The sequence below is a fragment of the Psychrobacter sp. WY6 genome (genome assembly GCF_018448495.1).
Classification (GTDB): domain Bacteria; phylum Pseudomonadota; class Gammaproteobacteria; order Pseudomonadales; family Moraxellaceae; genus Psychrobacter.
This window is the reverse complement of record NZ_CP049902.1, coordinates 883,533-908,975: the sequence shown is the minus strand read 5'-3', so window position 1 is coordinate 908,975 and position 25,443 is coordinate 883,533. Positions and strand designations below refer to the sequence as shown.

26 protein-coding genes and 4 pseudogenes are annotated in these 25,443 nt (G+C 41.4%); 4 read left to right on the top strand and 26 right to left on the bottom strand.

Translation table 11 applies throughout. The features are described from left to right. Nucleotides 1-122 precede the first annotated feature (122 nt). The 4 genes and pseudogenes from folK to mazG all read right to left on the bottom strand — a co-directional run bounded on the left by folK (nucleotide 123) and on the right by mazG (nucleotide 4,338). A complete protein-coding gene (gene folK / locus G7Y90_RS04540; protein ID WP_198332284.1) occupies nucleotides 123-653 on the bottom strand; it encodes a 2-amino-4-hydroxy-6-hydroxymethyldihydropteridine diphosphokinase in 531 nt (176 codons plus the stop codon). Then, nucleotides 646-2,923, bottom strand: a pseudogene (gene pcnB, locus G7Y90_RS18855) (polynucleotide adenylyltransferase PcnB). Before pcnB ends, folK begins: the two are co-directional and overlap by 8 nt. Nucleotides 2,924-3,089: 166 nt before the next feature. Then, the gene (locus tag G7Y90_RS04525) at nucleotides 3,090-3,389 is read right to left on the bottom strand and encodes a ComEA family DNA-binding protein (RefSeq protein WP_320157970.1); all 300 of its coding nucleotides are present in this window, start codon (nucleotides 3,387-3,389) and stop codon (nucleotides 3,090-3,092) included. Nucleotides 3,390-3,460: 71 nt separating this feature from the next. Continuing rightward, a pseudogene (gene mazG, locus G7Y90_RS04520) lies at nucleotides 3,461-4,338 on the bottom strand (nucleoside triphosphate pyrophosphohydrolase). A 156-nt stretch (nucleotides 4,339-4,494) separates the two neighbouring features. Between mazG and G7Y90_RS04515 the strand changes: the two are divergent. Beyond that, nucleotides 4,495-5,985, top strand: coding sequence for a phosphohexomutase domain-containing protein (locus G7Y90_RS04515; protein ID WP_284143828.1), 1,491 nt, complete (start codon nucleotides 4,495-4,497; stop codon nucleotides 5,983-5,985). Nucleotides 5,986-6,098: 113 nt separating this feature from the next. On the opposite strand, the gene G7Y90_RS04510 is transcribed toward G7Y90_RS04515, so the two are convergent. The 13 genes and pseudogenes from G7Y90_RS04510 to G7Y90_RS04450 all read right to left on the bottom strand — a co-directional run bounded on the left by G7Y90_RS04510 (nucleotide 6,099) and on the right by G7Y90_RS04450 (nucleotide 16,622). Beyond that, on the bottom strand, nucleotides 6,099-6,776 hold the full coding sequence (locus G7Y90_RS04510) for a hypothetical protein (protein ID WP_250163509.1): 678 nt from the start codon (nucleotides 6,774-6,776) through the stop codon (nucleotides 6,099-6,101). Beyond that, nucleotides 6,752-7,480, bottom strand: a complete 729-nt coding sequence (locus tag G7Y90_RS04505) for a hypothetical protein (protein WP_250163508.1) — start codon at nucleotides 7,478-7,480, stop codon at nucleotides 6,752-6,754. Before G7Y90_RS04505 ends, G7Y90_RS04510 begins: the two co-directional genes overlap by 25 nt. Nucleotides 7,481-7,517: 37 nt before the next feature. After that, the gene (gene pgi, locus G7Y90_RS04500) at nucleotides 7,518-9,176 is read right to left on the bottom strand and encodes a glucose-6-phosphate isomerase (RefSeq protein ID WP_250163507.1); all 1,659 of its coding nucleotides are present in this window, start codon (nucleotides 9,174-9,176) and stop codon (nucleotides 7,518-7,520) included. Nucleotides 9,177-9,179: 3 nt separating this feature from the next. Further along, nucleotides 9,180-10,064 (bottom strand): UTP--glucose-1-phosphate uridylyltransferase, encoded by an 885-nt coding sequence (locus tag G7Y90_RS04495; protein ID WP_250163506.1) that lies wholly within the window; start codon nucleotides 10,062-10,064, stop codon nucleotides 9,180-9,182. A gap of 59 nt (nucleotides 10,065-10,123) precedes the next feature. Next, entirely contained in the window at nucleotides 10,124-10,324 is a 201-nt protein-coding gene (locus tag G7Y90_RS04490) for a hypothetical protein (RefSeq protein WP_502937416.1), read from the bottom strand. A 29-nt stretch (nucleotides 10,325-10,353) separates the two neighbouring features. Further along, complete coding sequence (locus G7Y90_RS04485; protein ID WP_250163505.1) at nucleotides 10,354-11,109, bottom strand: hypothetical protein; 756 nt, start codon at nucleotides 11,107-11,109, stop codon at nucleotides 10,354-10,356. A gap of 10 nt (nucleotides 11,110-11,119) precedes the next feature. Next, nucleotides 11,120-11,718, bottom strand: a pseudogene (gene cysC / locus G7Y90_RS04480) (adenylyl-sulfate kinase). Nucleotides 11,719-11,772: 54 nt separating this feature from the next. Then, nucleotides 11,773-13,500 carry an SLC13 family permease gene (locus G7Y90_RS04475; RefSeq protein ID WP_250163932.1) on the bottom strand — a complete coding sequence of 576 codons (1,728 nt, stop codon included), beginning with the start codon at nucleotides 13,498-13,500 and terminating at the stop codon, nucleotides 11,773-11,775. Nucleotides 13,501-13,558: 58 nt separating this feature from the next. Further along, nucleotides 13,559-14,571: pseudogene (gene galE / locus G7Y90_RS04470) on the bottom strand (UDP-glucose 4-epimerase GalE). Between the two features lie 67 nt (nucleotides 14,572-14,638). After that, nucleotides 14,639-14,962: a transposase gene (locus G7Y90_RS04465; RefSeq protein WP_250163504.1), complete on the bottom strand. Its 324-nt coding sequence runs from the start codon at nucleotides 14,960-14,962 to the stop codon at nucleotides 14,639-14,641. Then, entirely contained in the window at nucleotides 14,890-15,486 is a 597-nt protein-coding gene (locus G7Y90_RS04460; RefSeq protein WP_250163503.1) for an IS630 transposase-related protein, read from the bottom strand. The genes G7Y90_RS04465 and G7Y90_RS04460 overlap by 73 nt, the downstream gene beginning before the upstream one ends. 33 nt (nucleotides 15,487-15,519) lie before the next feature. Further along, nucleotides 15,520-16,017 (bottom strand): hypothetical protein, encoded by a 498-nt coding sequence (locus G7Y90_RS04455; protein WP_250163502.1) that lies wholly within the window; start codon nucleotides 16,015-16,017, stop codon nucleotides 15,520-15,522. Continuing rightward, entirely contained in the window at nucleotides 16,017-16,622 is a 606-nt protein-coding gene (locus G7Y90_RS04450) for a hypothetical protein (RefSeq protein ID WP_250163501.1), read from the bottom strand. The genes G7Y90_RS04455 and G7Y90_RS04450 overlap by 1 nt, the downstream gene beginning before the upstream one ends. A gap of 82 nt (nucleotides 16,623-16,704) precedes the next feature. Between G7Y90_RS04450 and G7Y90_RS04445 the strand changes: the two genes are divergently transcribed. Both G7Y90_RS04445 and G7Y90_RS04440 read left to right on the top strand, forming a co-directional pair. Next, nucleotides 16,705-17,055 carry an IS630 transposase-related protein gene (locus G7Y90_RS04445; RefSeq protein WP_201541006.1) on the top strand — a complete coding sequence of 117 codons (351 nt, stop codon included), beginning with the start codon at nucleotides 16,705-16,707 and terminating at the stop codon, nucleotides 17,053-17,055. Further along, the gene (locus G7Y90_RS04440; protein WP_250163931.1) at nucleotides 17,030-17,548 is read left to right on the top strand and encodes an IS630 family transposase; all 519 of its coding nucleotides are present in this window, start codon (nucleotides 17,030-17,032) and stop codon (nucleotides 17,546-17,548) included. Before G7Y90_RS04445 ends, G7Y90_RS04440 begins: the two co-directional genes overlap by 26 nt. Nucleotides 17,549-17,600: 52 nt before the next feature. Here the strand turns inward: G7Y90_RS04440 and G7Y90_RS04435 are convergent, their stop codons facing one another. From G7Y90_RS04435 to G7Y90_RS18850, 8 genes are all read right to left on the bottom strand, one after another. Then, nucleotides 17,601-18,653, bottom strand: coding sequence for a polysaccharide pyruvyl transferase family protein (locus G7Y90_RS04435; protein WP_250163500.1), 1,053 nt, complete (start codon nucleotides 18,651-18,653; stop codon nucleotides 17,601-17,603). A gap of 443 nt (nucleotides 18,654-19,096) precedes the next feature. Beyond that, nucleotides 19,097-19,879, bottom strand: a complete 783-nt coding sequence (locus G7Y90_RS04430) for an IS30 family transposase (protein ID WP_250163930.1) — start codon at nucleotides 19,877-19,879, stop codon at nucleotides 19,097-19,099. 235 nt (nucleotides 19,880-20,114) lie between these two features. Continuing rightward, entirely contained in the window at nucleotides 20,115-20,705 is a 591-nt protein-coding gene (locus G7Y90_RS04425; protein WP_250163499.1) for a hypothetical protein, read from the bottom strand. 30 nt (nucleotides 20,706-20,735) lie between these two features. Further along, nucleotides 20,736-21,284 carry a hypothetical protein gene (locus G7Y90_RS04420; protein ID WP_250163498.1) on the bottom strand — a complete coding sequence of 183 codons (549 nt, stop codon included), beginning with the start codon at nucleotides 21,282-21,284 and terminating at the stop codon, nucleotides 20,736-20,738. 68 nt (nucleotides 21,285-21,352) lie between these two features. Further along, nucleotides 21,353-21,784 (bottom strand): beta-1,6-N-acetylglucosaminyltransferase, encoded by a 432-nt coding sequence (locus G7Y90_RS17720; RefSeq protein WP_284143861.1) that lies wholly within the window; start codon nucleotides 21,782-21,784, stop codon nucleotides 21,353-21,355. Then, on the bottom strand, nucleotides 21,736-22,302 hold the full coding sequence (locus G7Y90_RS17715) for a beta-1,6-N-acetylglucosaminyltransferase (RefSeq protein WP_284143826.1): 567 nt from the start codon (nucleotides 22,300-22,302) through the stop codon (nucleotides 21,736-21,738). Before G7Y90_RS17715 ends, G7Y90_RS17720 begins: the two co-directional genes overlap by 49 nt. A 1-nt stretch (nucleotide 22,303) precedes the next feature. After that, entirely contained in the window at nucleotides 22,304-22,996 is a 693-nt protein-coding gene (locus G7Y90_RS04410; RefSeq protein WP_284143825.1) for a glycosyltransferase family protein, read from the bottom strand. Then, nucleotides 22,984-23,334, bottom strand: a complete 351-nt coding sequence (locus G7Y90_RS18850; RefSeq protein ID WP_284143824.1) for a glycosyltransferase family 2 protein — start codon at nucleotides 23,332-23,334, stop codon at nucleotides 22,984-22,986. The genes G7Y90_RS04410 and G7Y90_RS18850 overlap by 13 nt, the downstream gene beginning before the upstream one ends. A gap of 150 nt (nucleotides 23,335-23,484) precedes the next feature. Between G7Y90_RS18850 and G7Y90_RS04400 the strand changes: the two genes are divergently transcribed. Further along, entirely contained in the window at nucleotides 23,485-24,366 is an 882-nt protein-coding gene (locus G7Y90_RS04400) for an IS982 family transposase (RefSeq protein WP_250163497.1), read from the top strand. 178 nt (nucleotides 24,367-24,544) lie between these two features. Here G7Y90_RS04400 and G7Y90_RS04395 read toward each other — a convergent pair whose 3' ends face one another. Next, on the bottom strand, nucleotides 24,545-25,318 hold the full coding sequence (locus G7Y90_RS04395) for a hypothetical protein (protein ID WP_250163496.1): 774 nt from the start codon (nucleotides 25,316-25,318) through the stop codon (nucleotides 24,545-24,547). Nucleotides 25,319-25,443 lie beyond the last annotated feature (125 nt).

Here is a 25,443-nt window from a genome sequence, read left to right as displayed (position 1 = left end):
CCCTCAATTAATCTGCAATGCCTTTAATTATCAATATTGCTACTATCAGAGCTAGACTTGAAATACGTTAGATGAATCTTTCAAACATTTAACATCTATCACTCAGCATCATTTACTTATAATCAATCGCTTGATAATAATGTTAAACCTGTCCAATCGCGACTTTGTGAATAGTCACTTATCAACTTACCGGCGATGGTTAAATTTGGCGCCAATTCTCGCAGTGGTATTAAGACAAAATTGCGCTCACTTAAGCCAGCGTGCGGTATTGTCAGTGTTGGATCAGTAATCTGTATCTCACCGTATAACAAAATATCGACATCCAAACTACGCTCACCCCAACGCCGTATTCGTGCACGCTTAGCCTCTTTTTCTAACTGTTGACAGTAAGCAAGCAACTCAAAAGGCAGCAATATCGTCTCAAACCCAGCGACGGCATTAACAAAATCAGGCTGATCTTGCGGCCCCATAGGCGCTGAAGCGTAAAACGAAGAAACTCGAACCGCACGTATTTGCTTATGCTCTTGCATCGCTGCGATTGCCTGCTGCAAATGTTCTACTGGTGAACCCAAGTCGTTAGACAAATTGCTACCCAGACCTACGTAGCAGGTTACCCAATTCGCGTTGCCCGCATCGTTAGTAATATTAGACATTGTCAGTACTAGGCTGGCGACGGCGACGTTTCGATGGGATAGGGCCTTTATTGTCATTCACACTACTCGTACCAACATTGCCATTTGCAGCTTGGCTGGTTTTAGCAGACTTTGCTTCTGTCGCTTTGGTTGGTTTTTTAGCGCTTGCAGGTGTCGTAACCTTCGCCACTTTCTTGCGCTCAGCCGTTTTTTTAGCCGGAATATCTGTTTTATTAGTAGGCTGGGCTGCGGGCTTAGGTGCTTTTTTTGCATACTTTGCTACAGCTTTAACATCGTTGTTAGTCGTTACTTGCGTCTCTGTATTACTAGCAAGATTTATACTATCTACACTCGGCTGACGACGGCGACGCTTATGCGGTATCGGCTCATTATTCATACTGACGAGCGATGGCGATCTTGCTACCGAGCGAGCCACAGATGAAGGCATAACCTCTGACTGTGTTGCTTTTGGCTGCTGAGCTTGATTTGAGCGATCAGGTTTACTGTCAGCCTTACTACTATAAGAGTTGGCATCAGAACTGGCATCCTGATTTTTTAGTGCTTTCTCAGCCGATACATTCTTATGGGCAGGTTTTTTCTGCGCCGCCTCTTGACGACTATCAGGCTTATCGCCATTTGATAGCTGCTTTTTTAATAGCGGCACGACTTTTTCATGCTCGATTACAAAAAGTGGTGCAGGCTTGGAATGATGGCGTTTATTTGCCGCTTGGTTGCTGCTATTGGCAAGAGATAGCAGTCGTAACTGAGCAAGCTCATGACTATCTTGACTTACTTGCTGCGATTCATAGTGCTTGTTGTTACTGCCACCAGATTGCTTAACAGAGTCTGATTGACTGGCAGCGCGGCGACGGCGTGCTGGAATATTTGACGGGTCATTTACCATATTCTGATCATTCCTACCCTGCTCAGCAGTATCATTGGCTTTGCTGTGCTTGGTATTTTTTTGATGAGATATTGAGTGATCGATGCTATTTGACTCTGAATTTTGATGATTACGCCCCGACCACGCTGCGCTTGTTGCCCTTTTTTATAGGCACCGCGACGAATATTTTCATCAAAATCATCAATGGCTTGCTGCTGCTCTCGTTCAGACAATGTCTGATAGGTCTGCCACCAATCGCCCATACCATTGGTCGACTCTGATAACGGATGCTCAGCATCACCGCATTGCTCACGCAATAACAAAAAGTCAAAACCTGCGCGAAAACGTGGATGCTCAGAGAGCTGGACGATTTGTTTGCTACGCGGGGCTGCAAGTCTTGGCTGCAATATCCAGATATCACGGATAAACTGCTCTGCAAATTTAGGAATCGCGGTCTTGATACGTTGACGATCAATCACTTTACCAGCGGCGTGCATTTGCGCTTCAGCAAACGGCATATTGCGCTTCTTGGCTTTTGCCAACTGATGCAGATAGTTTTCCCATAATAGCGCGGCATAAAAGAACGCCGGATTGATACTTTTGCCCGCAGCAATACGTTTGTCGGTATTAATAGCGACTTGATTGACCAGTGCACTTGGCTCAGACGGTGGATAGATAATTAAGCTATCAATCGCCCCTGACTCAAACAATAGCGGCAATAATGGCACCAGATAACCACCAGTAAACATCTTCTGGGTTTCATCATAGAGACGATGCGGTGATATTTGCTCAAGCAATGCCCAGTTGCCATCATGAAACTGATCGGCTAACTCGTCATCAAACTCAAAACCGAGCTTGGCTTTGAAACGTAAAGCACGCAACAAACGTACTGGATCTTCTTCGATACGCACTGGCGCATGGCCGAGCAGACGAATGATTTTATTATCAATGTCGTCAAGCGCACCGCAAAAATCATGAACCACGCCTTTAAGTGGTTGATAATAAGCGCATTAATAGAAAAATCACGACGAGAGAAGTCTTGTTTGATATCACCCCAAACATTATCACGCAGGATCATACCGTCTTGATTGGTATTAGCATCATTGGTTGGTGGACCACGGAAGGTAGCAACCTCAATCAACTCACGGCCTGAATACACGTGCGCCAACTGAAAGCGGCGACCGATAATGCGGCAGCGCTTGCCAAAGACGTCTTTGATCTCATGCGGCTTGGCATCAGTGACAGCGTCAAAGTCTTTTGGACGTAAACCCAATAAGGTATCACGCACGCCGCCACCGACGATATAGGCATCAAACCCAGCTCGGTTCAAGGTGGCAATCACTTCAGTAATGGAATTGGGTAATTCAGATTTATTCAGTTCTAACTGCTTGGCGGCACGCTCGGCCATGCATCTACTCCTCGCCGGTATTCTTTAACCACCCCTGATGAACACAGCGTTTATCAGGCGGATGTACCTGCTAGTTTAACAAATTTTGCGCCTAGTAGGTGTGTTATGACTGATACTTACGTGCTATTTTGTCAATATTGGGGTTAATTAAAGCAAAATACTGCCCTTAATCTTGTACGCGTAAACGTCCTCGATTTTTCTCAACCGTTTTTGCACCGATACCTTTGACCTTTGCTAACTCATCCACTGTCTTAAAATCACCAAACATCTCACGATATAAAATAATCGCTTGGGCTTTGCTGCTGCCGATACCGTTTAATGAAACGAGCTCGCCTTCACTAGCACGATTGATATTAATGGTGGCTTGGTCACGTACCTGTATTTTGGCACTTTCTTGCACCAATAGATATTCATAAGCCCTTTGAGGACTATCAAAACAAGGCGCAGCTTGAACACTGTTCAACATAAAGACCGCCAATATTAGACTGAAAACAGCCATATTGACTAAGCTAAAAAATGAGACCTTATGATAAACGTTCATGACGATCGTTCATGTTGTTTCGCCGCTTCCCACAGTGCATCCATCTCTGCTATATCGCTGTCTTCTAAACGCTTGCCAGCCGCAGCTAACTGCGCTTCAATATAACCAAAGCGTGATTTGAATTTATGCACACACGTTAAGGTAGCTACTTCTGCATCAAGATTGAGTTTACGGGCGACATTGACCAGCGCAAACATACAATCACCCAGCTCTTTTTCAATATCACTAATATTGGCTTTGCTTATGTCATATTCAGCAGCGTCTTTTGATTTATCTATCAATTCAGCCTTTAACTCGGCAATCTCTTCATCTAGCTTATCAAAAGCACCGCCAACGCCCTCCCAGTCAACCTAACTTGACGCCTGTTTTGTACATCTTGCGCTTGCATAAGCGCACTGCCCGCCTTGGTATTGTCTAAACGACGTTTGGGTTTGCCTCGTGCCTCGCGCGATTGCTGCTCCTCTGCTTTAATCTCATCCCAGCGTAATTTTACTGCTGCACATCGTCTTTTAAAGTTTCGGCTTCAAACACATGCGGATGACGACGAATCAGCTTTTCTTGTAAAGTGGCTATAACATCGCTCATATTAAAGCGACCTTGCTCCGCATACATCTGACAATGAAACACCACTTGCAGCAGCACATCGCCTAGCTCGCCTTTGATATCCTCATCGTCATTACTTGTACCGCTTCGCCCAGCTCATAAGCCTCTTCGATGGCATACGGAATAAGACTGTGATTAGTTTGCTTTTTATCCCACGGACAGTCAACACGTAGCCGTGCCATCAAAGCCAATAAATCGTCTAATTCACCACTAGCAGGTGTGTACCTTGTACCGGTTGGGGGGCTGATATGTTGGCTACTGGGTTACTCATAAGGCAGGCTCCTGTTTAATAGATGGCTTGGGGCGTGATGACTCTTTTATAAAATATAAAGCGGATGATAAGGTGGCATTGGTGGGTTATTGGCTTATAATTGCGTGGTCTGCCTCGTTATTTTACCACCACTTATCTGCAAGGAACCTTATTATTATGTCAACTTCTATGGCCACAGGCTACCAGCCAGCAACTGAATTTTATCCTATGAGCATTGGCTCGTTTAAAGCTTATGATATTCGCGGCGAGCTTGGGGTGACCCTAGATGATGCCATCGCTTATCGTATCGGTCGCGCCTTTGCTCAGATTTTGTCTCAGCGTTATCACGCCGCCGTGACGGACGATCAACAGAGTGAGCTTGCCGTACTAAGACCTGCCATCGTCATCGGTAGCGATATCCGTCATTCAAGCGAGCCGCTAAAACAGGCCGCTATCTGCGGTATGATAGATGCCGGTGTCGATGTGATTGATTTGGGCATGAGCGGCACTGAAGAGGTCTATTTTGCCACCAGTCATTATCAGGCCCTAGGCGGTATCGAGGTCACTGCCAGTCACAATCCCATCAACTATAACGGCCTAAAACTAGTCAAAGAGCACTCAAAGCCCATTAGCGCCGATGATGGTTTGGCAGAGATTCAGGCACTGGCAGAGTCTGGGCAATTTACTACTAAAAACCGATCAGGAATGTTGCAGTTATTAACCAATAAAAGCGCTTATGTCGATCATGTCATGACTTTTATTGATACCGATAAGCTCAAATCGCTTAAATTAGTGATTAACTCAGGCAATGGCAGTGCGGGACCCGTGGTTGACTTATTGATTGATAAGCTTGCACAAGCTGGTGCGCCAATTGAAGTGATTACACTGCATCATGCCCCTGATGGCAGCTTCCCAAATGGCATTCCCAATCCTATGATTGATGCCAATAGAGTGGCCACTCAGCAAGCGGTTTTGGCAAACAAAGCCGACCTTGGGATTGCCTTTGATGGCGACTTTGACCGCTGCTTTTTGTTCGATGAACAGGGTGAATTTATTGATGGTAGCTATATTGTTGGGATGCTCGCTCAAGCATTTTTGAATAAGCACCCAAATGAGTCAATCGTCTACGATCCGCGTGTCATTTATAATACCGAAGCTGTGATCCAAGCGCACAGTGGCACAGCCGTCATCAGTAAGTCTGGGCACTCATTTATCAAACAAGTCATGCGCGAGTCTGGCGCAGTGTATGGCGGTGAGATGTCAGCCCACCACTATTTCCGCGACTTTTTCTATTGTGACAGCGGCATGATTCCATGGCTACTGACCATTGAGCTATTGTCCGTCACGGGTAAGACGCTATCAAAGCTGGTCAGTGACTATATCGAGGCCTACCCCAGCTCAGGTGAGCTCAATTTTCGTCTCACAACAAATGATGCAGCAACGATCATTAGTGCTATTGAGGAAAAATTTAGCAGCAAAAATCCGATTAAATCCACCCTTGATGGCCTCAGTTTGAACTTTGGCGACTGGCGCTTTAATTTGCGCGCCTCCAACACCGAGCCGCTGATCAGACTCAATATCGAAACGCGCGGCGATGAAGAATTGTTAACTATTAAAATTCGAGAGATTCAACAGTGGCTAGAGGCACAAGGTGCTGTACCAGCGTAAATAAGTACGATTTAATACGTACAAATTCGATTAAAAATTAAGGCGCTAAAAATTAAAAAAGCTCGCTGATAATTGTCAACGAGCTTTTTAGCAACTGACAAACTTGGATAAAGCTATTTAGACCGACCAATGCCCATATAGTCGCCTACCAGACTATCGATCTGCAATCGTGTCAGTGCATTTTGCGCATCAAATATTGGCATGGCTTGCTGATTAATTTTAGCCATATCTAACTGATCTCGTGGCGACCAGCTAACAATAAAAATGGCATGTGTGTTTGGTAACTGCTCATAAGGGTCAACCACCAGCTGAAACAATGACTGTTGACCGTATCGTGTCGCAAGCTCTGCTTGTGATTTGTCACTATAAATAAGCGTGCGGATATCATAAGACCATAATAGCGCTAATAGCGGATGGATGGCAGAGCCGACTGTACGCCCAGATTTTGGCTTATAACTGCCGCCCCAAATCATCACTGTCTTATGGTCAATAAAACCATCAAAATATTGCCAAAACTTACGAAATATCAGCTCTTTTTGATCTTCATTGATGCGCATAACGGATTGTAATAATGGCATGTCTAAACTGTGCGTTTGGCTTGATTGTGATAGCTTGGTCAGCTCAGTGGGCAAGGTATTGCCACCGAACCCCCAGCCTGCTTGCAAGTAGCTGCTACCAATGCGGTCATCAAGCCCAATAATATTACTGACCTGCTGAATATCGAGATGATAACCATCGGCTAGGCGCGACATCTCATTCATAAAGCTCACCCGTGTTGCCAGCATCGCCATGATGCTGCTGCGGGCAAACTCAATCGTTGCAATGTCAGCAAAATAAAAGCACGGGCATCCAGTCGTAAAGGTTGCAAGGCGGATAAATACTGATTGCTACTCTGTGGCGTTTTTTCACCGACTAACCATAAAGAAGGGGCAAGCATCGAGCTGTAGGCGGCACCCTCCTGCAAAAAAGCAAAAGGTATGTAATATACCCATGCGCGCTTTAACCGCTGCGCCAGTGCTGATATATATCCAATTTGCTCGATACCACTCATAACCAACGGCAATGCTTGCTGATTGCTATGATTAAAAGCCGCAATCCAGCTTTCTTCAGGCCATACTGATTTGATACTGTCCAAAAACAGCCAGTAAAGTATCACTTTTTCGCTATCTTTATTGTTATAAAAAACAGAATAGCTTTGTAATAAATGCTCTGCACTATCAGGCAACGTTTGAATAACAATTTGATGCTGCTGGACATACATTTGCCATAATGCAGGTAAATGTCGCTCAAAATCATACTGTTGCAACTGCTGCTCTAGCAGCTCAGTGTTTGAATATAAGTGCACCGTATTGCCCAAACTGGCCAGTACCACCGCACTTGTGATGGCCTCAATACTGTGCCCGATCAGTACGCAGACTTCGTGATTTTTGACACTTGTTTGTTTTAGTGCCTGCGTATATTTAGGCCTATCATTTTTTGTATTATTAGCGTTCATAAGCTCATCTTTTAACCATGTTAACGTATCTGCAGCCTTAAGAGCGCTGCCTGATGTGTTGTAACAACTGATCTGTGGAGGTATCAAAGCATCCCGAGCTCTCTTGCTGCATCGCTTGATGGACAGACTCTGCCATCTGCTTGCCCATCTCCACGCCCCATTGATCAAACGGGTTGATGTCCCAGATACTGGCCATGACATAAACCTTATGCTCATAAAGCGCAATCAGCGCCCCTAAACTATGCGGCGTCAGCTCATCGATCAGCACCGTCGTAGAAGGCTGATTACCGTGATAATGCTTATACTTATCAGTCTCTACGCAGGCGTCTACTTTATTGTCGCTAATAGCGGCATTACCAAATGCCAATACCCGACTTTGCGCCAAGCAGTTAGCCAACGATAACTCATGCTGCTGCTGTAGTGCTGTGTTTTTTAATGGACCATGGTAGCGGCGCACACAAGCGATAAAGTCACACGAGACTTGCTGCGTCCCTTGGTGCAATAGCTGATAAAAAGCATGCTGAGCGTTTGAGCCAATCTCACCCCATAATATTGGACAAGTATTATAGTCAATACGATCCCCATGCTGAGTGACGGACTTACCATTACTTTCCATCTCAAGCTGAGTTAAGTAGCTTGGTAAATAGCTGAGACGACCATCATAGGGCAATACGGTATGCGCATTGACCTGCAAAAAGGTGCTGTTCCAGACGGCCAGCAGCCCTAATAATACGGGCAAGTTTTCTGAAAAATCGGCCTGCGAGAAATGCGCATCCATACTGTGAGCACCAGCCAGCAGCGCTTTAAAGCCCGCCATGCCTATGCGAATAGCAATCGCCAGTCCAATCGCCGACCATAAAGAAAAGCGACCACCGACCCACTCCCACAGCTGCAACTGATGCTCAGGATGAATCCCCCACGCGCTCATTTTTTGGTGATTGGCTGAGATGCCAATAAAATGTCGGCGTAAGACGCTGCGCTTTGTACCTGCCCGCAGTTTGGCCGTGGTCAGTAGCCATGACAAAGCGGTCTTGGCATTGGATAAGGTATCGACGGTACCAAAGGATTTGGATGAGACAATAAACAGCGTGGTCTCAGGGTTCAGGTGTTTGAGCAAATTGTCCAGTTGGGTGCCATCCATGTTAGAAACAAAGTGCACCTTTACCTGTGTGTTTGCCCATTCATCAAGCGCTGCCGTCGCCATCAAGGGCCCAAGATCTGAGCCACCCACCCCGATATTGACCACATCTGTCATGGCTTTGCCAGAAAACCCACGCCATGTGCCATTGCGGATACGTTCAGAAATATGAGCCACTTGTGCCAGACTGCGATGCACATCAGCGACGACGTCTTGTTCATCCACATTGAGCGTCGCTGTCGCAGGCAAGCGTAGGGCGGTATGCAGTGCGGCGCGCTCCTCGCTGGTATTGACCGCAGCGCCTTGCATCAGTGCCTCAATACGGTCGGACAAGCCGCAACCAGTCGCCAAACTCAGCAGGCTTGTCAAAACCGTCTCGTCAATAAGCTGTTTGCTATAATCCATATACAGCGCGCCTGTTTGGGCACTAAAGCGCGCGGTACGATGAGGGTCTTGCACAAACAAACGTTCAAGGGACCATGTTTGCTTGGCAAGCGATTGCAAGCGCTGCCAATTTGGCGACTGAGGACCACAGCAGCAAGAATTGTCTGTTCTCATAGACTACTGACCTTGTGCCAATTGCTGCTCGGCAAAGTAGATAAATGCCTGCATGTATGAGCGCATGTCTCCTGCATCATAGCTGTCGCCGCGCATGGTGGTGACACTCACCCCGTGCTCGCTAATCAAGGCATCAATGGCATCGGTCAGCTGAATCTCACCGCCGACCGAGGCTGTGGTATTGGCCAAATAATCAAAGATGTGATGGCTAAAGACATAACGACCCACGACCGCTAACCTCGATGGGGCATCGGCCAGATTCGGCTTTTCTACAAACCCAGCAACGCTAAAGCTCGCATTCGCCTCTGCTTGATCCTCCATATCGCTCGTAGCGCTATGGTCTTCACTTAACTGAGCGATACCGTATTTGTGCACGTCCTCATCCGCGACGGTCTCAACCAATATCTGTGAGTGCCCATCGGTGGCAAACGCATCTATCATAAAGGCTAGGTTATCAGCCGACATGTCACCCGAAAAAGGGTCAAGCACGACATCAGGCAGTAGTACGGCAAAGTCATGCGCACCGATGATAGGGCGCGCCGCCAGTACCGCATGACCGAGACCTAATGCTGTGCCTTGACGGATCACCGATATGCTCACATCCTCTGGTAGCCAGTTGAGACTATCGGCCAGCGCCTCTTTTCCTTTATGGCGTAATTGATTGTCCAGCTCTGCATTGATATCGAAGTAGTTTTCAATCGCGCTTTTTTGTGCATGTCCGACCAGTACGATATGCTTGATACCGGCTGCGATGGCCTCTTCGACCACATAGTGGATCGCAGGGCGATTGCCCAGTGGCAACAGCTCCTTTGGCACAGACTTAGACAATGGCAGCATACGCGTGCCAAAGCCTGCCACTGGCAGTACAGCATACTTCACTTTTCTCATAATCCTTCCTCTGGCTTTATTAGAGATAACATCTACACTGAGCTTATTATTTTATTCAATCACTGTGATAGCAAATAGTACTTACTCACCACATCAATAAAAGTATCAATCTCCGACTGAGGCAAGCTATTGATACCAGCAGCACCTTCTCGACCACCACCCGTGGCAAACTGGCTACATATAGTACTAGCACCATATGGGTTATTTTTAGGAGCACGCAAGCTGATAGCCAGTGTGCCTTCTGCATTATAAGAGGCTATTATGACAGGCTTTTCGGGATTTTGTGCGGCTAGCTGGTTGCCATAAGTACCACTGATGCGACGAGCCCAGCAGCATCCTCAAGCAGCAGAGCAATTAACTTATCATTTGAGCTGATATTTTCAGATGACTCAACCTTGCTCATATCCTCTATATAGCCTTGTTTGAGTGGCAAGAAAGGCGACTCTCTGTCCTGAATGATATCAAATGGCGTTTGATAATTGGCTAACGAAGTAAATAGCTCAGCTGGATCAAAATATAGATCCTCCACTGAGCTACCATAACCATTATAATTTACCAACACACCCAGTTGTTTAAGCTGGTTCTGTTGGCGCTCATTTAGCTGCAATCTTTTAACATGACGTTCAGCAATATGATCCAACCCATCACCATATGCCGCTGCTATTGCCCATAAGGGGTATCTATCTTGTAAGTAGGCATTTACCAACAAGCCAGTACAGACGGTTGGCTCAGTATTTATATTAGCGATTAGTTTTTCATGCTCAAAGAGCTTGTCTGCTTTATGATGATCACAATAAAATAGGTTCTGACAGACTTCTAGAACCTGTTTAACGCCATCCACATTCTTATCAAAAGAGACATCTAAGACCGTAATGGCTGCCTCAGAGGCCAATGCTTCAGTTAATTTCGGTACGAGCGCGATGTCTCTTTTGACACCTGTCACCAAATGCTGTTTATCATTGCTACCAACAGGGTGTGCTTTTCGCCATTGAATCAGCGAAAAAATACCATCAGCATCGCCATTAAATATATCTATATAGGTCATCGTCTGTCACTTATTTAATATAGCCATTGTCTAGCAAATACTCGACCACTTTGTTAGCAACTTCTTCAATTGCCTTACCTGCAGTTTTAACATGCACTTCAGGTGCTTTAGGTGCTTCATAAGGAGAGTCAATACCCGTAAAGTTGGCTATTTCACCCGCCCGAGCTTTTTATACATGCCTTTAGGATCACGTTTCTCACACTCTGCAAGCGGTGTATCAATAAAAATCTCAATGAAATCAGCACCCACCAGCGCTCTAGCTGAGTCTCTATCTGTCGTAAAAGGAGAGATAAAAGCGGTAGAAACAATCAATCCTGCATCATTAAACAAGCGACTGACCTCAGCAATACGACGAATATTCTCTATGCGATCTACATCTGTAAACCCCAAATCCTTGTTCAATCCGTGGCGAACATTATCACCGTCTAACAAGTAAGTAGAATACCCCCTATCATGCAACATACGATCGACTGCATTGGCTATTGTGGATTTTCCAGAGCCAGAAAGCCCTGTGTACCATAAAACGCAAGGCTTATTACCTAGCTTCTGTTGACGTTCAGTTGCCGTAACAGCGGCGTCATGCCAAACGATATTGGTGGCTTTAATCATAAAACGGTCTCACAAGGTTGGGTAAATAATATAAGATGGTTTTTTTATGTGCGTCTAAAACGGGTAAACCATGGGAATAATCATAACACAAATGACTGTCACAACCAGTGTGACGAGCGCCCCTACTTTGGCAAAGTCTTGAATTTGATATACCCCTGTATTGAATACCATGAGGTTTGTCTGGTAGCCAAAAGGGCTAATAAAAGAACAAGATGCGCCAAAACAAACCGCTAAAATCATAGGATACGGGTCAATGCCGATTCCGACTGCAATACTATAGGCAATAGGAAACATCAGTGCCGCTGCCGCATTATTTGTGAGCAGCTCAGTTATCAACGTCGTCAATAATAACACGCCTAGTAACGTCCATGAAGGTGCTAGACCTGACAATCCAGATGCTGCAAGTTCAGCAATTTTGGTATCCAGTCCCACTGTGTTCATAGCATTTGCTAAGCATAAGGCACTGACGACTATCAACCAAATAGACATTGGAAAGTGCTGCTTAATTTCATTGACTTCTATACACCCTGTTATCAGTAAGGCTGCAAACAAATAGAGCGCTAGGTTAAACAATGGCTGTCCCGTAACGACTGATGCAATAATCATTCCGATAAAACCAAAAATAACCAATTTTTCACGCCATCCTGTAATCATACTCTGTGGCTTAACGCCTGAAAGTACAAAAAAGTTTTTACGGATATTATTGCGACTTGAAAAGTCAGGTCCAGTTGCCAAAATCAAGATATCACCCGCACGCAGCCTAACCTCTCCAAGCTTACCACTACATTTACCACTGTCTCGGCGCACAGCGACCACAGCGGCATCGAATTTTGCTCTAAATCCCGTTGACTTGAGGGTGCTGGCCACTAGGCTTGAGTCTTGTTTGATGGCAACTTCGGTCAATGTTTGTGTCGGTAGACCACTATCTTCAGCAAAGAGCCTCAAGCCATCAAACTGACTAAGCACTTGAATACGCTTTACATCTCCGCTAAAGATCAGTTTGTCACCCGCCTGTATCTCATCATAGTGAGATACAGGCGTGATGGTGCGATTACCACGGACAATCTCTACTAAGAATAAATCGACTAGATTGCGTAGCTTGGCTTCTTCTACCGTCTTACCCACCAAGGGAGATTTTGTTTCGACTTCTGCTTCTACAAAGTATTCATCAATAGGCGCTTTATCGATGGTTACTTTGGGCAATATCTTGCTGGTAAAATACAGCACAACAGAACCTACGGCAAAAATGACCAGCCCGATAGGCGTTAAGTCAAAAAAACCAATCGCTTCATGACCTTGCTTTACCCACATACTATTCACGACAAGGTTGGTAGACGTGCCTATCAGTGTCATTGTGCCACCTAAGGTAGCAGCAAAACACATGGGAAGCAGTACTCTCGATACATTTACACGAGTGTCATTTTGAATGGCATTGATCATGGCGGCAACGACGGCCGTGTTATTAAGCAGTGCGGATGATACACCTGAAAAGGCAATCGTACGTATCAAAGAAGATCGCTCAGATTCAGAGAATAGTAAGCGTGTGAGGTGGGTTAACAAGCTGGTTTTTTCTAAGGCATAAGATATTAATATGAGTAGAACGAGCGTTGCTAACCCTTGGTTAGAGGCATTACTGAGTAAGTCATCTGAGCTGATCCAGCCTAGCGCAAATACCATGAGCAGCACACCACCAAATATTGTGGTGGTATACTGCTGAAATCTAATCAGTAAAAATATTAAGACAGCAAGTAGCGCTACCATCAACCACATTGATAAGGTCATCACTTCATTTATCCAGATACTTTCTTTATTATATCTTTAGACAGTTAGTCAAACCTAGCTATCCGCTATAACCTTCAGGGTTTTGACGTTGCCAACGCCAGGTATCCACCATCATGTCATCGATCGTTTTTTGAGTTTTCCAGCCCAGCTCATTTTCAGCTTTTTTGGAATCTGCATAGCAGGCGGCGATATCACCATCACGTCTGCCAACGATCTGATAAGGTATGGTTTTGCTACTGGCTTTTTCAAACGCTTTTACCATATCTAAAACTGAGAAACCATTGCCTGTGCCTAGATTCCATACAAAATAACCGGTTTTTTCCGCAATATAATCTAGAGCACGCAGATGCCCTTTTGCTAAATCAACCACATGAATATAGTCTCTAACACCAGTCCCATCGTGAGTATCATAATCGCCACCATAGACAGAGAGCTTATCACGACGACCAACACCTACTTGCGCGATATAAGGCAGTAAGTTATTAGGAACACCTTGAGGGTCCTCGCCTATCAAACCACTTTCATGAGCTCCAACGGGATTGAAATAGCGTAATGCAGCCACAGACCATGAGCTGTCTGATTTTACTAACTGCATCATCATTTGTTCTACTGCCAATTTGGTATAACCATATGGGTTGGTTGGCATAGATGTCGGGCAATCTTCTGTGATAGGAAGTTGTTCAGGATCACCATATACAGTCGCTGAAGAGCTAAATACTATTTTTTAACATTAGCATCCTTCATCGCCTCTAATAACACCAAGCTGCCTGTTATGTTATTTTCAAAATACATTAATGGCTTTTCAGCACTCTCGCCAACCGCTTTAAGCCCTGCAAAGTGCAATACTGAATCGATTGTATATTGAGAAAAAATTTCATCAAGCAAGTGACGATCTCGAATATCACCTTCGATAAAGGTGCAACGCTTGTTGGTCAAAGACTCTACACGTTTGACAGCCTCAACACTGCTATTACTGAGGTTATCTAACACTATAACTTCATGATTAGCCTCAAGTAGCTCACAAAGCATATGTGAACCGATGTAACCTGCTCCGCCTGTTAATAGAATCATTGTTTGGTCTCAACTTTTATTCGCATAGGTTTATGCTTGATGATACGGATTAAAGATTATTATATAGTCAGTTCAAAATAAAAGTGTTATGGTCAGGGCAAATATCATAAAACAATTTAGATAAGTCATTTTCCATCCAGCCTTGGCGTAGAAATTTCACCTGTGCCCATTTTTTCTCGATAGGGTTCAGATCAGGGCTATAGGGCGGCAACCATAGAATGCGATGACCATGTCTATTGAGTAGTTTTTGAATACGCTTGTTCTTATGAAATCGAGCATTATCCATGACAATCACGCATTTGGTCTTAAGGCTTGAGATTAGCTTGTGTTTGCACCATTGATAGAAGACGATGCTGTTGATGTTTGTCTCAACGTACTCAAGCGCAAACAACCTCTTGTCATACAGAGCGCCAATAATATTAGTTCGCTTTTACCTTGCCAGTTGTAGCGATCAATACAAGGCTTACCGATCGGCGCGTAACCATGAGAGCGAATGGTTTCATGCTCAAAGCCGCTCTCATCCATATAGATAATGGGATAACCTTGCTGTTTAAAGCTATCAAGCTTTCTCTGATACGCCGCTCTTTTTATTGGACACGCTTTTGGATGTTCTAAGCTCTTTTTTTGACTGATGCCTAGGCGTTTTAACGCCTCACAAATGGCTGGGGCAGTACAGTTGAACCGTCTTGCTCTCTCATAGTGATAGTCATCAGGATAACGCTCAACGTCTTTGCGTAATGCATCATCGGATATTTTATAGGGTTTGGTTTGCCTGGTTGTTTTACTATGAATACGTCTCTTCCAGTTCTGTATAGTGGTTGGGCTGAGATTATAAAACTCAGCCGCCACAGCAAAGGACATACCATCATTTATACTTTTTAGTACTTGTTTGCGGAAATCTAGTGAGTAAGTCATGATAAATGAGTATATTTGTTGAGATGTTTTATTTTATAACATTTTTATATTTAATACACTATAGTAGTTTTCAAGCTTATTTTTTAAACTACTTTTGATTTCTGAACTCAGTTTACTATCGCCATGAGTTATTTCGTTATAAAATACAGCCTCAGTACTCTTGTTGATTGATATTCTAGAAAGATACTTTTCAACATCAATACTATCGAATAATTCAACAGGAATATCTACTCCTCTAGACAACAGCATTAGTTTCGTCCGTATACATTTGTCACAAACCCCACAGTTAGATCGAACTCTATTACTATTATTGCATACACTCAAGTGATGATACTTATTGTTACGAAACAGGTATTCCAATTTCTCTGCTCTACTTTTTTCAGCACCGGCAGGAAATATATTGAACTCTCCAGTAGATAGTAACTTACTTACAATTGCCATGTTACCCCATGCACCAAGTTCGAACTCTTCTTTTAGAGTGAAGTCCAAACCTACAACTCCTGCTGAAAAGCTGTTAGAAAAAAGTGTCATTACCCCAACAATACCAAGAATGTGAATATTTGATAAGCTGGAGCTACTTCTTTCCAGTTAGTCTTAACTGATATTAGTTCAATATTATTTTTTCCACAGTAATGTTCATTTAGCTTGTACTGTCGGCTAAATAGTTGTTGCTCATCCAATTCAAACCCAAAGCCATTAATCATAATTGCAGCTTTAGGATAGTACTTTTCTGCTAGTTTGGTAGAATCTATAAACGAACTTAAACCGTAGGTAGAGTCAACACCGCCACTAAAAGCTACAATACTACCCTGTCGCGGTAATAACTCTTGAGAAAACTCCTCACTAGAACTTATCCTGATTGGCTTTTTAAAGATTTTTGGTCTGTTTTGATGCCAAAATAATGATAACAATTCCAAATTAAGTTTTAGCTCAGCAGGAATACCAAATGGCACCTCGAGGTCAAGACTTTTTCTAGCGGCAAAAGGGAAGGATATTATAGCTAAAAATGAGCCTATATTTCGTCTACTAAATTTATATTGAGAGCTATCATCTAGGCTAAATCTGATAAATGTTGGGACTCCCTGAACTTGTACTGTCACTTTACTTTCAGAAAAAGATACTAGTCTTACAATCATATAATACTCGCTAACTTAGTATAGTGCATTAAGTATAAAAATGTTATAAGATAAAACATCTCAACAGATATACTCAATTATCATGACTTACTCACTAGATTATCGCAAACAAGTTCTTAAAAGCTTAGCAGATGGCATGACCTTTGCCGAGGCAGCCTCTTTTTATGACATTAGTCCAACCACTATTCAAAAGTGGAAGAAACGGCTGCATAGTAAGAGCACTCGCAATGTTACGCCATCAAAAATACCGGATGATGCACTACGCAAAGACGTTGAGCGTTACCCTGATGACTATCACTATGAGAGAGCAAGACGGTTCAACTGTACTGCCCCAGCCATTTGTGAGGCTTTAAAACGCCTAGGCATCAGTCAAAAAAAAGACCTTAGAGCATCCAAAAGCATGTCCAATAAAAAGAGCGGCGTATCAGAGTAAGCTTGATAACTTTAAACAGCAAGGTTATCCCATTGTGTATATGGACGAAAGCGGTTTTGAAAGCCAGACCATTCGTCCTCATGGTTATGCACCGATAGGCAAACCCTGTATCGACAGCTACAACTGGCAAGGTAAAAAGCGAACCAACGTCATTGGGGCTCTATATGAAAAGATGCTATTTGCACTGGATTACTTTGAACACAACATTAACAGCGGCATATTCTACGATTGGTGCAAACACACCCTAATCCCAAGCCTTAAAACCAAATGCGTGATTGTCATGGATAACGCTCGGTTTCATAAAAGTAGACGTATCCAAAAATTACTGAACAGGCATGGTCATCGTATCCTATGGCTGCCGCCGTACAGCCCAGACTTGAACCCTATTGAGAAAAAATGGGCTCAAGTGAAGTTTCTACGCCAAGGGTGGATGGAAAATGACTTATCCAAATTATTTTATGATGTTTGTCCTAGACATAACACTTTGTTTTGAACTGACTATAAGCTATTTTAATAGCTTTATGAAATTAATATAAACTTACAACTCAAAAATCAGAAAACAAATAGTCAACAAATTTCTTTTTTTGTAAGACTAAATTTTCATCTTGTAAACTAATATAAGATCTTGTTTGTGACTTCTTATAATCTAAGTTCTTATAGCTGCAATGGTTTAGATTAGAACCTCTATCAACAATTGATTGATGTTTTATGTCATAGTACTTACTATCCTGAAAATAGACACCACTAATATTACATCTAGCAAATAAGTAATGAACATGAAACCTTGCACAAAGTGCTAAATCATTTACACCTACCGATATTCTTTTATTTAACATCTCTTGAACCGTAATAAGCTGCAATTGTCCTATCTTACTCTTTAACTTTTCAAAAACATCTGAATCTTGCCATGGGTAACTTTCAACAAAGTAAATCTCATCAAAATCTTTAGAAACACTTACTAGTTCGTCCCAAAAAGATTCAGTATATTTATCTAAATTGTATTGAAGTAAAGACAAATAAAGACGTTTCTGTGAATCATCAAAAAAGACTAAGTCATTTATAGGATGTAGATATGAATCATCAGTACCATATATAAAATTTATTCCAGGAAATAGACTAGCTAGACTTCTAAAATTATCAACATCTCTCAATTCAAACGAATGAAATCTAGAAAAGATCTTTCTTATGGTTTCCACATCATCAGTATTAGGAGTTGGTACGGGACCAAAGCCTATTCCTGTTGCCTGAATTCTAGTATTATATTTATCATTTAATGATGATAGTAACCCTATATAAAATCCTTTTTCAGGATCGTAGTTATTTAAATACCCACCCCCATGCAAGTGGATTAAGTCAGCATTAATTAATGGCTCTAAATCATATTTTTTATATTTATCTATACCTCCAATATCAATAAAGTCAGAACCTCTTTTAACTTGCTCCCAAAACCCAATACCAGTGTAAGACTTAGCAACTTTGACAAGAGAGTCTGAAAACAAGCAATGAGAGCCACCATGTAACTTAAGAGCATTACTAGCTATATTTTCATAAAAAACTACATTATCATCAGAAAATTTTCTTGACAGTAATTTAACCAACCTCTGACTATTAACTCATCGCCATAATTTGGTGCGCCAGCTCCACCAATAAATACAATATTTCTACTCATAGTTGCGTCCAGTTGTAATCACTAAAAATATTATTTAATCGAAGTTATAATTTTTTCATATAACCTGATCATACGAAAATGTCTAAAGATAATTTATCTTAGGTCTCATAGAAAATTAATCATTACTAAGTATAAATAATTACTTCTCTAATAATGCTTAAGTTATACTTATAGGAAATATACTTTAAGATTTTATAAACCTCTCACAAAACTCGACAAATCTTGTATTCTCATCAACTGATATTATCAAGATATATTCCAAATCAGACCAGTTTTTCTACTATATCTTCGTAGCTTTTTAATATAGCTTTTCTATGTGTAGTTTCTATAGTAGAAGTTTTAATACCTTAGATTAACACACCAAGTGCAACGCTAATTAATATAGAACGCCTGCATAGGCGTTTTAAACCCTAAGCGTTTTCTTGGTCTGTTATTTAGTTTGTTCTCAATGTCCTGCATCTCATCATCAGAGACTTGTCTAAAGTCACAGCCTTTAGGCAGATACTCTCTGATCAAGCCGTTGGTATTTTCGTTGGTTCCTCGCTGCCATGACGCATAAGCATCGGCAAAGAAGAAAGAGCTAAAGAGCTTTTGTTTCACCTTTTTATGCTGAGCAAACTCTTTACCATTGTCAGAGGTAATGGTCTTAACCTGCAACCTCACTGGCTTTAAGAGCTCTATCATTGCCTCTGATACTTGCTGTGCCGTTTTATTATCCACACGTTTCATCTTCAGCAGCCCTGTTTTACGTTCAACGAGCGTGACAATCGCTTGCTTGTGATGCTGACCGATAATGGTATCCGCCTCCCAGTCGCCAATCCGCGTGCGCGCATCAACGATGGAGGGGCGCTCATGGATAGAGACTCTGTCATTAATACGACCACGAGTCTCAGCAGTTAAACGCTGCCGATAAGGCTTGGCTTTACGTCTGAGACACTGCCATAACCTGCCGCCCTTACGCTTGTTTGTCCATATATAGCGATAAATGCTCATATGACTGAGTCCACCATGAACACCTGCTATTTGCTGGGGACTCCAGTTCTCTTTAAGCTTGTCTGTGACCCAGTCCCATACGTTAGCGATGATGCTGAGCGCATTGTTTGATCGTCTTGCACAAGCTTTCTTATGAGCGTTATTGACTTGGTAACCGCGCAGGCTTTTATTGCGTCTGATTTCTCTTAATATGGTACTGGGACTTCTAACGCCCGCGCTATAAAATTAATACTATGTTCTGCCCCTATAAGGGCATAAATCTGGTATCGTTCCCCTAGGCTTAGATGCGTATAGTTCATGGTTGCAATCTCACTTTGGTCGGTGGATAAAGACTTTGATGCTAGCGCATCTAGGTTTTTTTTCACCTCACATTTGGTATTGCACTTCATGTGTTAATCTAAGTACCAATTGAATTAAAGAAATTGTTTAGATAATCATCATCTAAAGAGTCAAAATAATCTATTGTATGAATTTTTGAACCGCTTAATGTCGACAAGCTTTTAATGTATGAGTACCATGCTATTCTATAACGTAAGTGTTGTGAAAAACTTTCGACATCAAACTTGACAGTTACCTCACTATTTCTTCTTTTAAAACCCTCCTTAACTACCCACTGATCAGATGCTCTAGCTACTTTCTCTGAAATATAAGTTTGTACTGGGTTCCTTACTAAAAAAATTTTAATAATATCTTCATGCTTTGCTAGATACTTTAAAACTCGATCATTATGATTAGGAAAGATTTTGAACCCAAACTTTTTATCCTCATGCAGCCTAGCAAGCTTTTTATAAAAATGTATAGGTGCCTTATCTCTTTTTAAGAAGTTACTTTTTTCGTAATTTATTTGTTCTAAAATATCCTGACTAACCTCGAAAGAGTTTGGTTTAAATATTTCCCCATATGCGATAACATCGTCTTGATGATTCAAGACATCAATAAGCCTATATGAGCCAGTTCTGGCAAAACAAAATACAATAAAATTTTTCATAAAAAACAATCCTAATAAATTAGATTTTAATTACTCTAAAGAAACATGCATATAGTCTTTATAGTATGAAGTTTTTGTCGAATATAATATACAATGATAGTTACATGGTTTATTAGACACCCACTGCATAAACCCATAATCATAAGTAAAATGCTTCTGGAATATCTTATCTTTTAGGCCATCACAATCACTTGCTGGGATCACCCCATCATCAACCATCTTATCGATTAGAGCCACATCGTGTTGATAGGCGTCACCATTTACATAGCCTGCATCTGTCGATAGCAAGTGTAGGATCACTGCATTATCTGCTTCGATGATATCTCCTAGTAACTTAGGCGTTATAGGATCAGGGAAGTTAATCAACAAGCCGCCTATCATACCCTTTGGGGTCTGAGATAATACATCAACTAAATCATCAGTAGTGAAATGCTTATCATCTATAGTCAGCTTTTTCTTAAAGCCTGGATAGTCTTTATGATAGGCCTCATTTGGCTCTTCTTTAGTCAGCAACCCATGTATGAACAGTTGTGGTAGCTCATTCAACGCTTTCTGAACTTCTTTTAGTTGTTCATCCAAATCACCAATCACGACTAAAAATTTATTTTCTAGCGATTTAAACTTATCACCTACATAAGAAGTTGGATTTAAAACTCTTTTTTGGGTAACGTGCTATCATCGATAGTAGGCTGTATTTGCTTCTTATAATCAGCAAACTCCTTACTACTCATACAATACACGTCAGCTAACTTGGCACGCAGTTTATTAGCTTTTGGAGAAAGCTTTCTAGCAAAGAATTTGTTATGACTGTTTATTAATTCAGACAGGTGACTTTCGTATAATACCTTAGGCGCACCTCTCAACTCAAAGTGATAATAAGTCAAATTAAACGTTTCTAATGGTTCTTTATAGCATAAGTTTGCAACAATAGTCTGAAAGTAAAGCTCATCCGGAATCCAAGTTCGTTTATAAAATCCTCGGATTTTTGGTGATTTTGAATATTCATAAACTTGGTCTACAACACTCTTTGTTAATGTCCACCATTGTGAGCCCATATATGGAACAAAATTATCTGGCAGTTTTCTTTTGAAGCGTAATTTAGACTGAAGCTCAATTGACTTTGAAAATAACTTTGGATTTTTCTCCAGTTAATATAGTGTAGATGCTCCCACCTTTCTTGTTGAATACCATCAAAAATCCACCTCTCCTTGGTCGCATCCACATGCTCAATAAAGCTGGTATTATTTGATTCTTCTAAGAACCTCTTTAAATCTTGATAAGGCTTGATAGGATAACAGGCACCACTGAGTAACATAGCATAATCATAAGCGATTTGATATTTCTGCAATGTTTCGAAGCAGTTAAGGCTTGCTTCAATCATTCCCCATTCACCCCATTCGACATGCGTTCTCTCGGCTAAGAAAACACGCTTATCTAGATAAGACTTAGCATTCACCAGACTTTTTGGTAGAGGTACATTATATTTGGCATCAACATGTAAGACCACGGTTGCTTCTGGATCTTTTAGTAACAAACATATCAAATCATCACTCAGATTAATATGTTCATGTACCATCATTAGATATACGATTTTCATATTAGCCCCATGATTCATTTCTTAACAAGCCTAGTGATGCTAACTGCTGCCATCCTTTATATTGTACAGATATTTCATCGTTATACAGTGCTAACTCATTTTCTAAGCTCTCTTTATACAGCTTATATTCTGCTGAATCATTGTAATGCTGCTTTCGAGAGATCTCTTCTTCGACTTTTTGCTTAAGAGTAGAAATAAATTTAAAGTGTAACAAACATCCTGTAACAGTGGCTCTATCACTACGATAGTACGTATTTAGATGAGCAGGAATCAGCATATGCATGGATGATATATAACTATAGTTCCAGTCCCATTTGACTAATGGTGTTTTGTTTATAGCAGGTGATTTTTTTGGTTCATTTTTTGAAAAAACTCGACTTCTAACACCACCTCTGGCCCATAAGTTTTTGTAGTGCCCCCTATCTTGACTGACATAACCATAACCATCAAAATACGAACAAGTATCTAATGGATTTTTTCCTTCGATATAGGCTTGGCTTTCAACCTGTCCTTTTCCATACATATCTATCATTAACGTAAAAAAAGCTTTTTTCTTATTTCTATCTAACATTTCTGTCAGGTCGATTAAGTCTCTTGATTCTATATGGGGGAATACTAAGAATTCGTCAGGATCACAAGTAACACACCATCTACCAGTACCATATTGTCTTAGGAGATAGTTCATCCAATGCATACCAAAATTTGAGTCTTTATAACCTGATTCTGTGAAGAAACACTGACATCAGGATACTGTGATAATAGCTGCATACAACCATCATCAGAATCATTATCTACAAATATAAAATGTTTGACTCCCAAATTACGATAATATTCGATGAAAAATTTCAGTCTAACTTTCTCGTTACGAAAAGTACTAAAAAGCACAATATCATTTTTACCTAAGTTTTTAAGATTATTTTGTACCAGATTAAGATCTAACCCATGTTTTGTCGATAGCTTTAGATACTCTGCCATTTCACGTGCCATCGACAACCTATCTCTTCTTAGCGCATGCTTGAGTTCTTTTAACATAATGAGCTACCTAATATCAGATCTATATAAATTCATTTTTCGCTTAAATAACCCCAGTTCGGGATAAGCGCTCAAAAAAAAGATAAAAAAAGAATCCCAAAATTGCTAAAGTAAGTTTACCAAGACAAACTTCACAAAAGGACTTCTTACATGGACAACCTAACCGAACTATACTGCCATATTGACGACTTTTATCAGCAATTCAAACCTGAGTTTGACGCTCACTTAATCGCAACTGGCGGTCAGCGGCATCGATCCTGCCAGATAAGTGTAGCAGAAATAATGACGGTCTTGATACTGTTTCATCAATTACGTTATCGACAGTTTAAGGCGTTTTACTACCATCACATGCTTGGCATGATGAAACGGGCGTTTCCAAATCTGCCGAGCTACTCGCGATTTATAGAGCTTGTGCCGCGTAGTGTCATGCCTTTATGTGCCTACTTGCAAAGCATGATGGGCGACTGTACGGGTATCAGCTATATTGATTCAACCAAGATAGCGGTTTGTCATAACAAGCGTATTTACCGTCATAAAGTCTTTGAAGGACTTGCAACCCGAGGTAAAAGTAGCATGGGTTGGTTTTACGGCTTTAAGCTACACGCCATTATCAATCATAAAGGTGAGCTGGTCTCCGTCAAAGTCACTGCGGGTAATACCGATGATAGAGCGCCTGTTAAGGATATGGCAACACCTTTGTTTGGTAAGCTATTCGGTGATAGAGGCTACATCAGTAAAGCACTGAACGAGTGGCTCACAAAACACAGTGATACTAGGCTGATAACGAAACTTCGGCGTAATATGAAACCGCAAGTACTCAAGCCGATAGATGAGGCGCTACTCAATCATCGCTCTTTGGTTGAGACGGTGTTTGGGGAGCTGAAAAACTTGTGTCAGATTGAGCATTCACGCCATCGTAGTGTCACGGGTTTTATTACAAACTTGCTGTCAGGTTTGATTGCTTATTGCTGGTTTCCCTATAAACCCACCATCAAAAACATGCCTCAGCAACGGCAGGTGGCTACATTGTAAATAGTATCAATGAGTTACAATGTGGCTTATCCCGAACTGAGGTTTAAATATATATAGTGAATTCTAAAAAAGAGAATACAGAGATACATTTTTTCTTGCTTACTGTTCGCAGGCGTGACAAAGGCTACGAAAAATATATGGCAGTAGCACTGTATTTTTTTAAATTGAATCGACTATATCATATATGATTAACATGTTTCAATTTAGATTCAAACAACTTGATGCCATCTCTTCTATCTCGCATCTCTTGATACCTTGGACTAGAGCGGCGTATATGAAGTATTGATAAATCAGGAGAGAAGTATACATTTGCATATTCTTTGATTTTATTATTCGTAAAAAAGTCTATATGCTCGCCACTAATCTTCATATCTTCATCCCATCGAAGCTTTGGTTCTCTTAAGAATGACGCCGTTCTCATAATTGCAAAGTTATTGACACAGTCACACTTCAAAAAACGCAAGCCTTTATAGTAAGAAACCTTAGATAAGTCCACCTCATTTTTTTCAAACAGCTCATAATTTATTTCAATATCAAATGCAAAACTGGATTCACTATAACTTTTTAAACTATTATTAATATCAAAATTAAAGTTTTTATAGACACCACCCAGTATATCAATATCACTTTTTTGCATTAGCTCAATACTGAGACTTAGTTTTACTGAGGCATCAAAAATAAAATCATCATCGCATAAGACAAAAAACTCAGTTTCTATTTTATCAATCATAAAATTTCGATTATACGATAGCCCAGAATCATAGCCCGTGGCAACACTAACAACATCATATTTATGGCTAAAATTCTGGATAGATTCAGTTAATGATTCTATTTGGTGCGTAAATAAAATTTTGGGATCACATCCAAATACTTTACGAATGCTAATTATCAGAGACTGAAAACAAATACCTCTATTAGTAGTTGTTGCTATAAACGTTATATTTTTATACATATAATCGATCCACTATAAAATAAACACAGTGCTACTGGGATGAATATTGCGCAGCGTCGAAGATATACGCAGAGCCCATCCAGTAACGCGTCTACGTTTATAACCGTTTTACTTTCAATTGACTA